The following is a 14,063-nucleotide window of genomic DNA, read 5'->3' as shown; positions in this document are numbered from 1 at the left end:
GTGAGAAGTGCCGCTATGTGACGTGCGCCACCGCATGTCCGGCGATCTCTGGGGGAAGGTGTCGCGTCGGTCCACGCACGTCAGGGGTGTCGTGGACCGGAGTACATCCGGACACCGGAGTTTTCCGGGCACCAGAGAGTAGACCCCCCACGTGAGCAAGGAAGCCGTAGACACGGCCGCTGCGGACGCATCCCGCACAGATGCGTCCCAGGCCCCCGCGGACGCGGGCGACGCCGGTTACAGCAAGGACCTCAAGGCCCGTCACGTCAACATGATCGCGATTGGTGGCGCGATCGGAACTGGACTCTTTCTCGGTGCGGGCGGACGCCTGCACTCCGCGGGCCCCGCGCTCGCCGTCGCGTACCTCGTGTGCGGCATCTTCGCCTTCTTCGTCGTACGCGCCCTCGGCGAGATGGTCATCTACCGGCCGTCGTCGGGTTCGTTCGTCTCGTACGCGCGTGAGTTCCTCGGCGAGAAGGGCGCCTACGTCGCCGGTTGGATGTACTTCCTCAACTGGTCGACCACCGGCATCGCCGACATCACCGCGATCGCGCTCTACACGCACTACTGGAGCTTCTTCACCGACATCCCCCAGTGGGCGCTCGCACTGATCGCCCTCGCCGTCGTCCTCGCGATCAACCTGATCTCGGTGAAGTACTTCGGCGAGATGGAGTTCTGGTTCGCGATCGTCAAGGTCGCGGCCCTGATCGCCTTCATGCTGATCGGCATATTCCTCCTCGTCACCCAGCACAAGGTCGGCGGCGAGACGCCCGGCATCAGCGTGATCACCGACAACGGCGGCTTCCTGCCGCACGGTCTGATGCCGGTCGTGATCGTCATGCAGGGTGTCGTCTTCGCGTACGCCTCGCTCGAACTGGTCGGCGTCGCGGCGGGCGAGACCGCCGAGCCGCAGAAGGTCGTCCCGCGCGCCGTGAACTCGATCATGTGGCGCGTGGGCCTCTTCTACGTCGGCTCCGTCGTCCTGCTCGCGCTGCTCCTGCCCGGATCGGTGTACTCCGCCGACCAGAGCCCGTTCGTGACGGTCCTCTCCAAGATCGGCGTTCCCGCGGCCGGCGACGTGATGAACCTCGTCGTCCTCACGGCGGCGATGTCGTCGCTGAACTCGGGCCTGTACTCCACGGGCCGCATCCTGCGCTCGATGGCGATGGCGGGTTCGGCGCCGAAGTTCACCGCGAAGATGAACAAGAGCCAGGTTCCCTACGGCGGCATCCTGCTCACCTCCGCGGTGTGCGTGCTCGGCGTCGGCCTGAACTTCCTCATGCCGAGCCAGGCCTTCGAGATCGTCCTGAACGTGGCGTCCCTGGGCATCATCAGTACCTGGGTGATCATCATGGTCTGTCACCTGGCGTTCGTACGCCGCGCCAAGGAGGGTGTGATCACCCGGCCCGGCTTCCGGCTCCCCGGCAGCCCGGTCACGGAGATCGTCACGATCCTCTTCCTGCTCTCCGTGCTCGTCCTGATGTGGAAGGACCCCGAGATCGGGCGCAAGACGCTCTACCTCATCCCGCTCATCGGGGCGGCGCTCGTCGCGGGCTGGTACGGCATCCGCCGCAGGGTGGACCGCGAGACGACGGCCCTCACGAAGTAGGGGCCCAAGCCGCGGCCTGAAGCAGCAGGTCAATGGCCACTGTCAGTGGCAGCGCCTACGGTGGCGTCATGTCGGAGATCACTTATGTCCGAGGTGACGCCACCGCGCCATGTGGCAAGGGCGTCAAGCTGATCGCCCATGTCTGCAACGACCTCGGGGGCTGGGGCAAGGGCTTCGTCGTCGCGGTGTCGCGCCGCTGGCCCGAGCCGGAGGCGGCGTACCGCCGGTGGCACCGCGAGCGCGCCGAGAACGACTTCGGCCTCGGCGCCGTCCAGTTCGTCGAGGTCTCTCGCTGCACATGGGTGGCCAACATGATCGGCCAGCACGGCATGCGCACGGGCAGCAAGGGCGCCCCCGTGCGGTACGAGGCGATCGACACCGCCCTGGCCGCGCTCGCCGACAAGGCGGCCGAACTCGACGCCTCCGTGCACATGCCGCGCATCGGCTGCGGGCTCGCGGGCGGCACGTGGTCCCGCGTCGAGCCGCTGATAGCCCGGCGCCTGGTGGAGCGTGGGATCGCGGTGACGGTGTACGACTTCGGAGACTGAGCCGCCCGCTCGTACGGCCGCCCGCCTCTCTGGCCCAATGTGGCAGGAATCACGCAACTGCCGTACAGGCGTGCGTTGTTATGCACGGATGAGCGGGTAGATCGGCTGCATGCAGCTCATTCCCATGCAGCTAGGGCCGATCAACCCGGATGTCGAGCATCTCGTAGTCGGAGCCGTGCTGTTCGGCCCCCTCTACTTCCTCGTCAGGCGCATGATCCTGCGCCTCAACCGCGTACTCGAAGAGCGTGCCACGCTCCTCGAAGGGGTGACCGGCGGACCGGGGGCACAACTGCGGCGCGAGGCCGAGCGGATACGCGCCGAGCACGAGGCGACGCTGGCCGAGGCCCGCCGCGAGGCCGCGCAGGTGCGCCAGCAGGCCCGGGAGGAAGGCGCCGCCCTGATCGCCGCCGCCCGTGAGGACGGCGGGCACGAACGCGACGAGGTCCTCGCGGGCGGCAAGGACAGGATCGAGGCAGAGCGCGCGTCGGCGGAGATCGAACTGCGGCTCCAGGTATCGGAGTTGGCCTCGGCACTGGCGAGCAGGATCGTGGGGGAGCCCCTGGGGGCCGCGTCGGGTTCCGGCCGCTAGGGACCTGCCGTCGAACTCCCGCCGCCCGCCCGGAGGAGGGGCCTCGCGGTCTGTGCCCGGTGTGGCGAGAGCGCGCGCACGGCACCGCGGGGCTTGCGGGAGGACGACGGCACGCCGCAGGGGGCGCTTTCGCGTCCCGCGGGCGGCCGTGCGGCCCGGTGGTCTGGCGCTCGGGCCGGGGTCACGTCACGCTCGCACCATGGAACTCATGGTGCCGGTCAAAGACGGCGAGGTCTGGGCGCAGGACTCGGGAGAACCGGGAGGGCCGGGAGGTCCGGCAGGGCCGGTAGGTTCCGGCGCTGACGCCCTGCCGCTGGTCCTGCTGCACCCCGGCGTCGCGGACTCCCGCGTCTGGGACAGGATCCTGCCGCGTCTCACGCAGGAGCGCCGGGTCATCCGCTACGACGCGCGGGGGTACGGCGAGTCGCCCGCCCCCACCGCGTCGTTCTCACTCGTCGAGGACCTGATCGCGGTCCTCGACCACTTCGACGTCCCCCGGGCGTTCATCGCGGGATCCAGCATGGGCGGCACCACGGCCATCGGCCTCGCGCTCAGCGACCCGGCCCGGGTGGCGGGGCTCACCCTGCTGGTCCCCGGCATCACCGGCAACCCGGACTTCCTCATGGCGGAGTTCACGGCCGAGGTGGTCAGGCTCGCGCAGGCGGGCGACATGGACGGCATCGTGGCCCTGGTGAAGCGCACGTCGGCCGCCGCGGGGACCGGGGACGACTGCGAGGCGGAGGCGCTCATCAGGGCGGTGATCCCGGCCTGGTTCGCCGTTCAGCCCCACCACGTGCCCGACCCGCCCGCCTTCGACCGGCTCGGCGAGCTCACCGTGCCGTGTGTGCTCGCGCTGGGCGAGCACGACGACCCCGAGGTGGTCCGCTGCAACGAGGAGATGGCGGCACGCATCCCGGGCTGCCGGCTCGTGCGGCTGCGGGACAGCGACCACTTCCCGACCCTGCGGGAGCCGGATGCGGTCGCGGACATCCTCCTTGAGGCATACGGGGCCGCGAGGTAGCTCCCGCCCGCCCCGAACGGCGGGCGGGCGGGAGACATCCGGCGCGAAGCGGCGGCCCGGTGTCAGTTGTCAGTGATCGTGCACACCGTTCGTCGCGGCGATCGACTTCCACGACTTCGGCTCGGCAGTCGACCCCGCAGCGGCGGACCGGGCGATCCCCGCCGCCTTCGCGGCAGGCGCGTCCGGCCGCGACGGCTGGAAGAGCCAGGCGTCGAAGAGCGAAGCGAGAGGCTTCTTGGAGACCTTCTCCGCGTACTTCACGAAGTCACTGACCTTCGCGTTCCCGTACGCGTGCTCCTTGGGCCACCCCTTGAGGATCGCGGAGAAGGACTTCTCGCCGACCTCGTTGCGCAGCGCCTGCAGGGCCAGCGCCCCACGGTCGTACACGGCGATGTCGAACTGGTTCTCCGGGCCCGGGTCGCCCGGCTTGACCTTCCAGAACGGGTCGTCGGCGGGGTGCTGGGCGTACACGTAGTCCGCCAGCTCCTGCGCCGTACCCTCGCCCTCCTTCTCCGACCACAGCCACTGGCTGTAGCGCGCGAAGCCCTCGTTGACCCAGATGTCCTTCCAGCCGTCGACCGACACGCTGTCGCCGTACCACTGGTGGGCCAGCTCATGGACCACGACGGACACGTTCGCCCCGTTGGCGAACTGCTTCGGGCTGTAGAACGGCCGCGTCTGCGTCTCCAGGGCGAAGCCGCTCGTCACGTTCGGGACGTAACCGCCCAGGGCGTTGAACGGGTACTTGCCGAAGACCGTCTCCAGCCACTCCGTGACCTCGACCGACCGCTCGATGCTCGCCCGCGCGGCCCCCGCGTTGTCACCGAGGTCCTTGCTGTAGGCGTTCAGGACGGGCAGACCGTCCGCGGTCTTGTCCGTCGTGATGTCGAACTTGCCGACGGCGAGCGTCGTCAGATAGCTGGCCTGCGGCTTGTTCGAGCGCCAGTTGAAGCGCGTCCAGCCGAGCTTGGAACTCTGCGACTGCAGTACGCCGTTGGAGATGGCCTGCGAGCCGTCCGGCACGGAGACCGAGACGTCGTACGTCGCCTTGTCGAGCGGGTGGTCGTTGGACGGGAACCACCAGGCGGCCGAGTCGGGTTCCTGGGCCGCCACGCCGCCGTCCGGCGTCCGCGCCCACGCCGTGAAGCCGTTGATCTTCACCTCGGAGGGCTTGCCCGCGTACCGCACGACGACGGTGATCGGCGTGCCCTTGGGCAGACCGGCCGCCGGGGTGATCTCCAGCTCCTGCTCGCCGGACTTCTTGAAGGCGGCCTTCTTGCCGTTGACGCGCACCTCGCTGACCTTGAGGCCGAGATCGAGGTTGAAGCGGGAGAGATCCTGCGTCGTGGTGGCGTTGAGGGTCGCCGTGCCCTCGAGCAGGTCGGTCTTCGGCTGGTACTTCAGGCGCAGGTCGTAGTGCGACACGTCGTAGCCGCCGTTGCCGCTCGCCGGGTAATAGGGATCGCCGATACCCGGCGCCCCGGGGGAGAAGTCGGCGGCCGATGCCGGGATCGCCAGCAGCAGAGAGGCCGCGAGCGCGCCCGGGGCGATGAGTCTGCGGTGCACAAGAGCTCCAAGTCGTAGGGGCACATCGGTAGATGAGTCCGAAGATGAATCCGACCCTATTGAGCCCGGTGGCCACGCGTCATGTCCATGGTCGCTCCTGTCACACGATCGCCATTCGGCCGACATGTGCCAAAACGCCCCATGAGCCTGTCGTCGCCTCGTATCGCCCTCTGTCGCGCGGGAGTTGACCCGTGTACCTTCCGCGCCATGCCGATACGTGCGCGCCGCACGCGCTTCATCTGGAGATCACTGCTCACGGCGGCCCTTGCCGCCCTGTTGGCCACGCTCGTGGCCCCGGGAGCCGCCCAAGGGGCACCGAGCGCCCCACGCGAGAGCGAGCCCGTCTACTCGTACGAGAGCGCGATCCGCGAATCCGTCTGGGTCGACGCGAAGATCGACGGCGACGGCGACGGGAAGTCCGACCGCGTCGCCGTCGACATCGTCAGGCCCCGCGAACCCGCACAGCGGGGGCGGAAGATCCCCGTGATCATGGACGCCAGCCCGTACTACTCCTGCTGCGGGCGCGGCAACGAGAGTCAGAAGAAGACGTACGACGCGGACGGCAACCCCGTCCAGTTCCCGCTCTACTACGACAACTACTTCGTGCCCCGCGGCTATGGATTCGTCGCCGTCGACCTCGCCGGGACGAACCGCTCCGACGGCTGCGTGGACGTCGGGGGCCGCTCCGACATCCAGTCCGCCAAGGCCGTCGTCGACTGGCTGAACGGCCGGGCCCACGGCTACACCACCCGCACCGGCGGCAAGAGCGCCAAGGCGTCCTGGACGACCGGCGCCACCGGCATGATCGGCAAGAGCTACGACGGCACGATCGCGCAGGGCGTGGCCGCCACTGGAGTGCGAGGTCTCAAGACCATCGTGCCGATCGGTGCGATCTCCTCCTGGTACGACTACTACTTCGCCAAGGGGGCCCCGCTCTACGACAGCGGCCCCGAACGGCTTTCGGGCGGAGTGGAGAGCCCCGAGGCGCAGGCCCGCTGCGGCGCCGTACAGAAACGACTTGTCGACGAAGCGCCCCGCACCGGCGACTGGACCCGGCTGTGGAGCGAGCGCGACTACACCCCGGACGCGGGCAAGGTGAAGGCCAGCGTCTTCGCCGTGCACGGCATGCAGGACCTGAACGTCCGCATGAAGCACTTCGGTCAGTGGTGGGACGCCCTCGCCGACGCGGGCGTCGACCGCAAGGTGTGGCTCAGCCAGACCGGCCACGTCGACCCCTTCGACTCCCGCCGCACTGAATGGGTGCGCACCCTGCACCGCTGGTTCGACCACGAGCTCCTCGGCTACGACAACGGCATCGACCGCGAGCCGATGGCCGACATCGAGCGCGCCCCCGGGCAGTGGACCACCGACCGCGTCTGGCCCCCGCGCGCCACGGACACGGTCAAGCTCCGCCCCGGCAAGGGAACTTCACCCGGCGTCGGCACCCTCACCACGCGCCCCGGCACCGGCAGCGAGACCTTCACCGACGACCCGAAGCTGAGCGAGACCGACTGGGCCGCGCGGATCGACACCTCGACCCCGTCGAAGGCCGGGTTCGTCAGCAAGCCCCTGGGACGCGACCTGCGCCTTTCCGGCTCCTCCGAGGTGACCGTCACCGCGACCCCGACGACCCGCACCGCCCACCTCTCCGCCGTCCTCGTCGACATCGGCCCCGCCACCATCCGCGACTACGCGAGCGCCGGTGAGGGCATCACCACGCTCCCCGAACGCACCTGCTGGGGCCCGAGCACCGCCGGTGACAGCTCCTGCTTCAAGGAGACGCAGCCGAAGACCGCCGACGTCGACTACACGGTCTTCAGCCGCGGCTGGGCCGACCTCGGCAACTGGGCCGACGACCACAAGGGCCACCCCCTGACGCCGGGCAAGAAGCACACCATCACCCTCGACCTGGCCGCGAGCGACCACGTCGTACCGAAGGGCCACCGGCTCGCGCTGATCGTCGCGGGCACGGACAAGAACCTCATCGATCCCCCTGCCGACACCCCGACGCTCGCCATCGACCTGTCCCGTACGTCGGCGAAGGTCCCGCTGGTCGGCGGCGCCGACGCGTTGCGCACCACCAAGGCCGTCACCCCCCGCACGTCCCGTCTCGACGGCGTGGCCCCGCCGCGTCCGATCCGCCCCGTCCCCGGAGGCAGTACTTCATGAGACCCCGCACCGGCCTCACACCCCGCGTCCGCACCCTGGCGCTCGCCTGCGCCACGGCCGCGCTCGCCGCCCCGCTCCTGACCGTGCCCGCGCAGGCCACGTCGACCCCGCCGCGCACCGGATTCGAGGAGACCGACGGCGCACGCTGGACCAGCCAGCCCGAGGAGCAGAAGTTCCTCGCGGCCATCGACAAGGCGACCGACCGGGTCTCCGTCTCCCGCATCGGCACCACCAAGCAGAACCGGCCGGTCCAACTGGTCCGCATCGGCGAACGCCCCACGAAGAACACGGTGTTGCTGATCTGCAGCCAGCACGGCGACGAGCCGTCGGGCCGTGACGCGTGTCTGTCGACCATCCGCGACCTGGCGTACGCGAAGGACAAGAAGACCCGGAAGTTCCTCTCCCGCACCACGCTCCTCGTCGTTCCCACCGCCAACCCGGACGGCCGCGCCGCCGACACCCGCGGCAACTCCGACGGCGTCGACATCAACCGCGACCACATCTCCCTGAAGACCGCGGAGGCCCGCGCCATGGCCGCCGTCATCCGTGACCGGCAGCCGGACTCCATCTACGACCTGCACGAGTACGGAGCGACCCCGAAGTACTACGACAAAGACCTGTTCGACCTGTGGCCGCGCAACCTCAACACCGACGAGGCGGTGCACGACGAGGCGCGGACCCTCTCCCAGGCCTACGTCAGGCCCGCCGCCAACGGCGCGGGCCACACGACGGGAACGTACGGAATCTGGACGGACCCCGTCACCGGTGACCCGATCAAGCAGACCGCGGGCGACGGCCAGGAGCGCATCCTGCGCAATGTCTCCGGCATCAAACACGCGGCGGGCCTGCTCATCGAGAGCCGCGTCGACCCGCTCACCGACGCGGAGAAGAAGGACGACGCGCTGAACAACCGGCGCCGTGTGAAATCCCAACTCTCGGCGCTGGGCGGCCTGTTCACGTACACCGATGAGCGGCGCGGTCAGCTGGAGGCAGCCACCACGGCGTCCCGCCTCGAAGGCTTCCGCGACCGAGGGCCCGTCTATGTCGGTGGCGCGGACAACGACCCCGCCGAACCGGCCGAAGTGATCCAGGACCCGCCCTGCGGCTACCGGCTCGACGCCGCCCAGTACGGCGACATCAAGGACGAACTCGCTCTGCACGGAGTCAAGGTCAGGCGGGACGGCGCGGGCGCCTACATACCGATGCGGCAGTCCGCACGCGCTCTCGTGCCGCTGCTCCTCGACGAGCGGGCGACGTACCACCTCGTCGCGGGTTCACCCGACACCCGGTGTTGAGTAGTTGATAGGTGCGTCACATGTGGTACTGGGTAGCGGAGCACAGAGACAGTACGAATGAGAGACCGTGAGAGGTGCACTTGTGACGCAAGACCAACATAAAGCGGACGACGGCGGGGGAGGGGACGGGCACCTCATGCACGCCGCTCACGGCGGCAGCCATCCCCAGACCGACCGCATCGTCTTCGGTGTGACCGCCGTGCTCACCCTGGCCTTCGTGGTCTGGGGCGCCGTCGCCACGGACTCGCTCGAGAGCGCCTCAACGAAGATGCTCAACGGCCTGATCCACAACGGCGGCTGGGCCTTCATGCTGGCGGCCAGCGGGTTCGTGGTCTTCGCGCTCTGGCTCGCCGTCAGCCGGTACGGGAAGATCACCCTCGGTGAAGAGGGCGAGGAGCCGGAGTTCCGCACCGTCTCCTGGGTCGCCATGATGTTCAGCGCCGGTATGGGCATCGGCCTGATGTTCTACGGCGTGAGTGAACCGCTCGCCCACTTCACCACGCCCCCGCCGGGCACCGATCCCGCCGACTCCGCGGCGAAGATGGAAACGGCGATGTCCACCACCCTCTTCCACTGGACGCTCCACCCATGGGCGATCTACGCGGTCGTGGGCCTCGCCATCGCGTACAGCACCTTCCGGCGCAAGCGCAGGCAGACCATCAGCGCCGTCTTCACGCCGCTCATCGGCGAGAAGCGCGCGAACGGCGCCTGGGGCAGGGTCATCGACATCATCGCCATCTTCGCGACGCTGTTCGGCTCCGCCGCGTCGCTCGGCCTGGGCGCCCTGCAGATCGGCAGCGGTTTCGAGGTCCTCGACTGGATGGACAACGCGAGCACAGGTCTTCTCGTCTCCATCATCGCCGTCCTGACGGTCGCCTTCGTGGCCTCCGCCATCTCCGGTGTGGAGAAGGGCGTGCAGTGGCTTTCGAACATCAACATGGTGCTCGCGCTGCTGCTCGTCGTGTTCGTCTTCATCGCCGGCCCGACCGTCATCGTCCTCGACCTGGTGCCGACCTCGATCGGCGCCTACCTCGGCGATCTGCCCCAGTTGATCGGGCGCACCGAGGCGTCGAGCGGCAAGGGCGTGTCGGACTGGCTGGGCAGCTGGACGGTCTTCTACTGGGCCTGGTGGATCTCCTGGACGCCCTTCGTGGGCATGTTCATCGCCAGGATCAGCCGGGGCCGTACGATCCGTCAGTTCGTGGGCGGCGTCATCCTGGTGCCCAGCACCGTCAGCCTCATCTGGTTCGCCGTCTTCGGCGGAACGGCGATGAAGGCGAAGGAGGGCGGTGGTCTCGCTGACGCCTCGACCCCCGAGGGCCAGCTCTTCGGTCTGCTGCACGAGTATCCGATCGCCACGGGGACGAGCCTGCTCGTGATGATCCTCGTGGGTATCTTCTTCGTCTCGGGTGCCGACGCCGCGTCGATCGTGATGGGCACGCTCTCCCAGAAGGGAGCGCTCGAACCCGGCAAACTCGTGGTCGTGTTCTGGGGCGTCGTGACCGGAGCCGTGGCAGCGATCATGCTGCTCATCGGTGACGGATCGGGCAACGCCCTGACGGGCCTGCAGAATCTGACGATTCTCGTCGCCGCGCCGTTCGTGATCGTGATGATCGGGATGTGTGTGGCGCTGATGCGGGACCTGCGCCACGACCCGCTGATCGTCCGGGGCGAGCACGGCACGGAGGCCGTCGAGAAGGCCGTGATCGCGGGCCACGAGCAGTACGACGGTGACTTCGAGATCCGCATCGGCCCGGCCGAGAACGGGGACGAGGAGGACAGCGGGGCCACGAAGGTCTGACCTCGCTCCGCTCTGCTCCACTTCGCTCCACTTTCAGGAGGCGGCCGCTTCGTTCGCGAAGCGGCCGCCTCCTGCGTGTGCCCCCGGCGTCCAGCCGCGTCTCGTGCTGTACGCCATCGACCACGCGTACGCCCTTCTCCGCCGCCGGTGCCATCAACTCCGCTGCCAGGACAGGTGATTGGAGCGACCACTCACCGGCCGGCGCCCCCGGTTCGACGTGAACACAGCGGAATGAGGCATGCCGTGCTCACATCACCTCGCAGATGGGGATACTCACACCATGTCTGCCGAATACGCGACTTTCGGTCTGGCGCCGGCCATGCGCGCCGGTGGAGTTCACGCCAACGGTGACTACCAAGTCCACCGGGATTTCGTCGACTTCATCGTGAACGGGCGCCCGCTGCTGTTCCAGCTCTCCGACCTCGACGCCGTCTCCCCACTCGCCTCCGACGTACCACCAGCGATCTTCACCCACCATGTACGCGGACTCCTCCTGGAGACGGAAGCACCCCTGATCGACGACCGGCACGTCATCTACGGCTGTCCCGAGTGCGAAGGCCTGGAGTGCGGGGCGGTCACGGCGGTCATCGAGCGGGCACCGGACGGCACCGACACCTACGTATGGCGGGACTTCGCCTGGCAGACGGCCGAGCGGGCCGACCTGGAACTCAACGGCTACCACGGCATAGGGCCCTTCCGCTTCGAAGGCGCCGGATACCGCGAGGCGCTGCTCCAACTCCTGACACGAGGCGAAATCGCGGCGCGCCGCAGGGTGCTCCTGATCGGCGCCCGCGTCGCCGTCCTGGCCAAGCTCGCGGCGGCGCTGCGCACGATCGGTGTCGGCGCCGATATCGCGGCGGACGCGGCGGGCGTACCGCCGGACGAGCTGCGGACGTACGGGGCCGTCGCTTTCGGGCAGGCCGTCCCGGCGGCCACGCGCGAGGGGGTGCGCGCGGCGTTCGACACGGCGGGTATCCAGGTCGCGTACGTCGACGGTCTGGCCCCGATCGTTCCGCTCCTGGTCGCGCAGATAGAACACGCCCTGGACCGGAGTCCGTCGGAGCAGCGTCGCCTGACGCGGCTCGGGGCGGTGGACGGCACGGCGGACGTCGAGACCACATCGACCTGCCGGGTGAAGATCATCGCCTACCGCCTCGACCGGCTCTGGCGCACCCAGATCCACGAGGTGTTCGACGGTGTCCTGGAGCCGGGGGAGCATCGCATCACGCTGGACGCGAAGGCGACGAAGGGGGAGTCGTTCGTGGTCGCACGGACGACGGGCAGTGTCCTGGTGGCGCCGATAGTGCGGTAGCCCGTGCGGCGCCGGGGCTGCCGCCGGTGAGGTGCCTGTGCGGCCCGAGGCCGCACCAGTGCGTAAGGCTGTGCGGCCCGGGGTCGCCGCCCGTGCGTAAGCCTGTGCCGCGCGGGGCGCCGCCCGTGCGTAAGCCTGTGCTTCCGGGGGTCGCCACCCGTGCGTAAGGCTGTGCGGCCCGGGGCCGCCGCCAGTGCGTAAGCCTGTGCCGCGTGGGGCGCCGCCAGTGCGTAAGCCTGTGCCGCGTGGGGCGCCGCCCGTGCGTAAGCCTGTGCTTCCCGGGGCCGTCACCCGTGCGTAAGGCCGTGCGGCCCGGGGCCGCCGCCAGTGCGTAAGCCTGTGCCGCGCGGGGCGCCGCCCGTGCGTCAGCCTGTGCCGCCCGAGGCCGACACCAGTGTGCAAGCCCGTGCTGGCCCGTGGTCGTCGGACCCGGGCCATGCTGCCGGACGAGCAGCCCCGGACCTCGCCTAAACTCGACCCCCTGATGACCGCAACCCTCGTCGCCAAGAACCTCGCCGCCGGCCACGGCGACCGCTCCCTCTTCTCCGCCCTGGAGCTTGTCGTCGCCCCCGGCGACGTCATCGGCCTGGTCGGCGCCAACGGCGCCGGCAAGTCGACCCTGCTCCGCCTCCTCGCGGGCCTGGACACCCCGGAGACCGGCGAGCTGCGCCTCTCCCCGCCCGGCGCGTCCGTGGGCCACCTCCCCCAGGAGCCCGAGCGCCGCCCCGGCGAGTCCGTCCGCGGCTTCCTGGCCCGCCGCACCGGCGTCGACGAGGCCCAGCGGACCATGGACGAGGCCACCCAGGGCCTGGTCGACGGCACCCCGGGCGCGGACGACGCGTACGCGCTGAGCCTGGAGCGCTGGCTGGCGCTCGGCGGCGCCGACCTGGACGAGCGGTCCGAGGAGGTCGCGGCGTCCCTTGGCCTGGACATCGGCCTCGACCAGCCCATGACCTCCCTCTCCGGCGGCCAGGCCGCCCGCGCGGGCCTGGCATCCCTCCTCCTCTCCCGCTACGACGTGTTCCTCCTGGACGAGCCGACCAACGACCTCGACCTGGCGGGCCTCGAACGCCTGGAGAGCTTCGTGCGCGGACTGCGCGCGGGCACGGTCGTCGTCAGCCACGACCGCGAGTTCCTCACCCGCACCGTCACCAAGGTCCTCGAACTCGACCTCGCCCAGCAGCAGATCAACCTCTTCGGCGGCGGCTACGAGGCGTATCTGGAGGAGCGGGACGTCGCGCGCCGCCACGCACGCGACGAGTTCGAGGAGTACGCCGACAAGAAGTCCGCCCTGGAGGGCCGCGCCCAGATGCAGCGGGGCTGGATGGACAAGGGCGTCAAGAACGCCCGGCGCAAGGCGGGCGACAACGACAAGATCGGCCGGAACTTCCGCAGCGAGTCCAGCGAGAAGCAGGCGGCAAAGGCACGTCAGACGCAGCGCATGATCGAGCGGCTCGACGTCGTCGATGAGCCCCGCAAGGAGTGGGAGCTGCACATGGAGATCGCGTCGGCGCCGCGCTCCGGCAGCGTCGTGGCCACACTCCGCGACGCCGAGGTGCACCGAGGCGACTTCACGCTCGGGCCCGTGTCGCTGCAGATCGACTGGGCGGACCGGGTGGCGATCACCGGCGCGAACGGCTCGGGCAAGTCGACCCTGCTCGCAACCCTGCTGACCCGCGTCCCCACCGACGCGGGCCACGCCGCCCTCGGCTCAGGGGTGCTCGTCGGCGAGGTGGACCAGGCCCGCGCGCTGTTCCACGGCCCGGAGTCGCTCCTTGACGCGTTCTGCGCGGCCGTACCCGACACCGAACCCGCCGAAGTGCGCACGCTGCTCGCCAAGTTCGGCCTGAAGGCCGCGCACGTCCTGCGACCGGCCGCCACGCTCTCCCCGGGGGAACGCACCCGCGCGGGCCTCGCGCTGCTCCAGGGCCGGGGCGTCAATCTCCTGGTACTCGACGAGCCCACGAACCACCTCGATCTGCCCGCGATCGAACAGCTGGAGTCGGCCCTCGACGCGTACGAGGGCACACTGCTCCTGGTGACGCACGACCGCAGAATGCTGGACGCCGTACGCGTCACGCGCCGTCTGGAGGTGACGGAGGGCAAGGTGACCGAGCTGTCACCCTGACCTCCGCCGACTCTCCCCGGATCAG

General features: G+C 69.7%; 10 protein-coding genes. 9 read left to right on the top strand and 1 reads right to left on the bottom strand.

Annotation, left to right across the window (positions count from 1 at the left end; translation table 11 throughout):
* The first annotated feature begins 151 nt into the window (after positions 1-151).
* The 4 genes from ACFVXC_RS01785 to ACFVXC_RS01770 all read left to right on the top strand — a co-directional run bounded on the left by ACFVXC_RS01785 (position 152) and on the right by ACFVXC_RS01770 (position 3,767).
* On the top strand, positions 152-1,609 hold the full coding sequence (locus ACFVXC_RS01785; RefSeq protein ID WP_389900493.1) for an amino acid permease: 1,458 nt from the start codon (positions 152-154) through the stop codon (positions 1,607-1,609).
* Positions 1,610-1,677: 68 nt separating this feature from the next.
* A complete protein-coding gene (locus ACFVXC_RS01780) occupies positions 1,678-2,157 on the top strand; it encodes an Appr-1-p processing protein (protein ID WP_389900492.1) in 480 nt (159 codons plus the stop codon).
* 109 nt (positions 2,158-2,266) lie between these two features.
* The gene (locus ACFVXC_RS01775) at positions 2,267-2,746 is read left to right on the top strand and encodes a hypothetical protein (protein ID WP_389900490.1); all 480 of its coding nucleotides are present in this window, start codon (positions 2,267-2,269) and stop codon (positions 2,744-2,746) included.
* Positions 2,747-2,945: 199 nt separating this feature from the next.
* Positions 2,946-3,767, top strand: coding sequence for an alpha/beta fold hydrolase (locus ACFVXC_RS01770; protein ID WP_389900488.1), 822 nt, complete (start codon positions 2,946-2,948; stop codon positions 3,765-3,767).
* Positions 3,768-3,836: 69 nt separating this feature from the next.
* Here ACFVXC_RS01770 and ACFVXC_RS01765 read toward each other — a convergent pair whose 3' ends face one another.
* On the bottom strand, positions 3,837-5,333 hold the full coding sequence (locus ACFVXC_RS01765) for a M1 family metallopeptidase (RefSeq protein ID WP_389900486.1): 1,497 nt from the start codon (positions 5,331-5,333) through the stop codon (positions 3,837-3,839).
* 207 nt (positions 5,334-5,540) lie between these two features.
* Between ACFVXC_RS01765 and ACFVXC_RS01760 the strand changes: the two genes are divergently transcribed.
* The 5 genes from ACFVXC_RS01760 to ACFVXC_RS01740 all read left to right on the top strand — a co-directional run bounded on the left by ACFVXC_RS01760 (position 5,541) and on the right by ACFVXC_RS01740 (position 14,038).
* The gene (locus ACFVXC_RS01760) at positions 5,541-7,502 is read left to right on the top strand and encodes a Xaa-Pro dipeptidyl-peptidase (protein ID WP_389900485.1); all 1,962 of its coding nucleotides are present in this window, start codon (positions 5,541-5,543) and stop codon (positions 7,500-7,502) included.
* On the top strand, positions 7,499-8,797 hold the full coding sequence (locus ACFVXC_RS01755) for a M14 family metallocarboxypeptidase (RefSeq protein ID WP_389900483.1): 1,299 nt from the start codon (positions 7,499-7,501) through the stop codon (positions 8,795-8,797). Before ACFVXC_RS01760 ends, ACFVXC_RS01755 begins: the two co-directional genes overlap by 4 nt.
* Before the next feature lie 136 nt (positions 8,798-8,933).
* Positions 8,934-10,598, top strand: a complete 1,665-nt coding sequence (locus ACFVXC_RS01750) for a BCCT family transporter (protein ID WP_389900481.1) — start codon at positions 8,934-8,936, stop codon at positions 10,596-10,598.
* A 280-nt stretch (positions 10,599-10,878) separates the two neighbouring features.
* Complete coding sequence (locus ACFVXC_RS01745) at positions 10,879-11,910, top strand: oxidoreductase (RefSeq protein WP_389900480.1); 1,032 nt, start codon at positions 10,879-10,881, stop codon at positions 11,908-11,910.
* 484 nt (positions 11,911-12,394) lie between these two features.
* A complete protein-coding gene (locus tag ACFVXC_RS01740) occupies positions 12,395-14,038 on the top strand; it encodes an ABC-F family ATP-binding cassette domain-containing protein (protein WP_389900478.1) in 1,644 nt (547 codons plus the stop codon).
* Positions 14,039-14,063: the final 25 nt, after the last annotated feature.

The organism is Streptomyces sp. NPDC058257, from assembly GCF_042881845.1.
GTDB lineage: Bacteria > Actinomycetota > Actinomycetes > Streptomycetales > Streptomycetaceae > Streptomyces.
The sequence above is the reverse complement of the archived record's forward strand: the minus strand, read 5'-3'. Positions and strand labels throughout refer to the sequence as shown.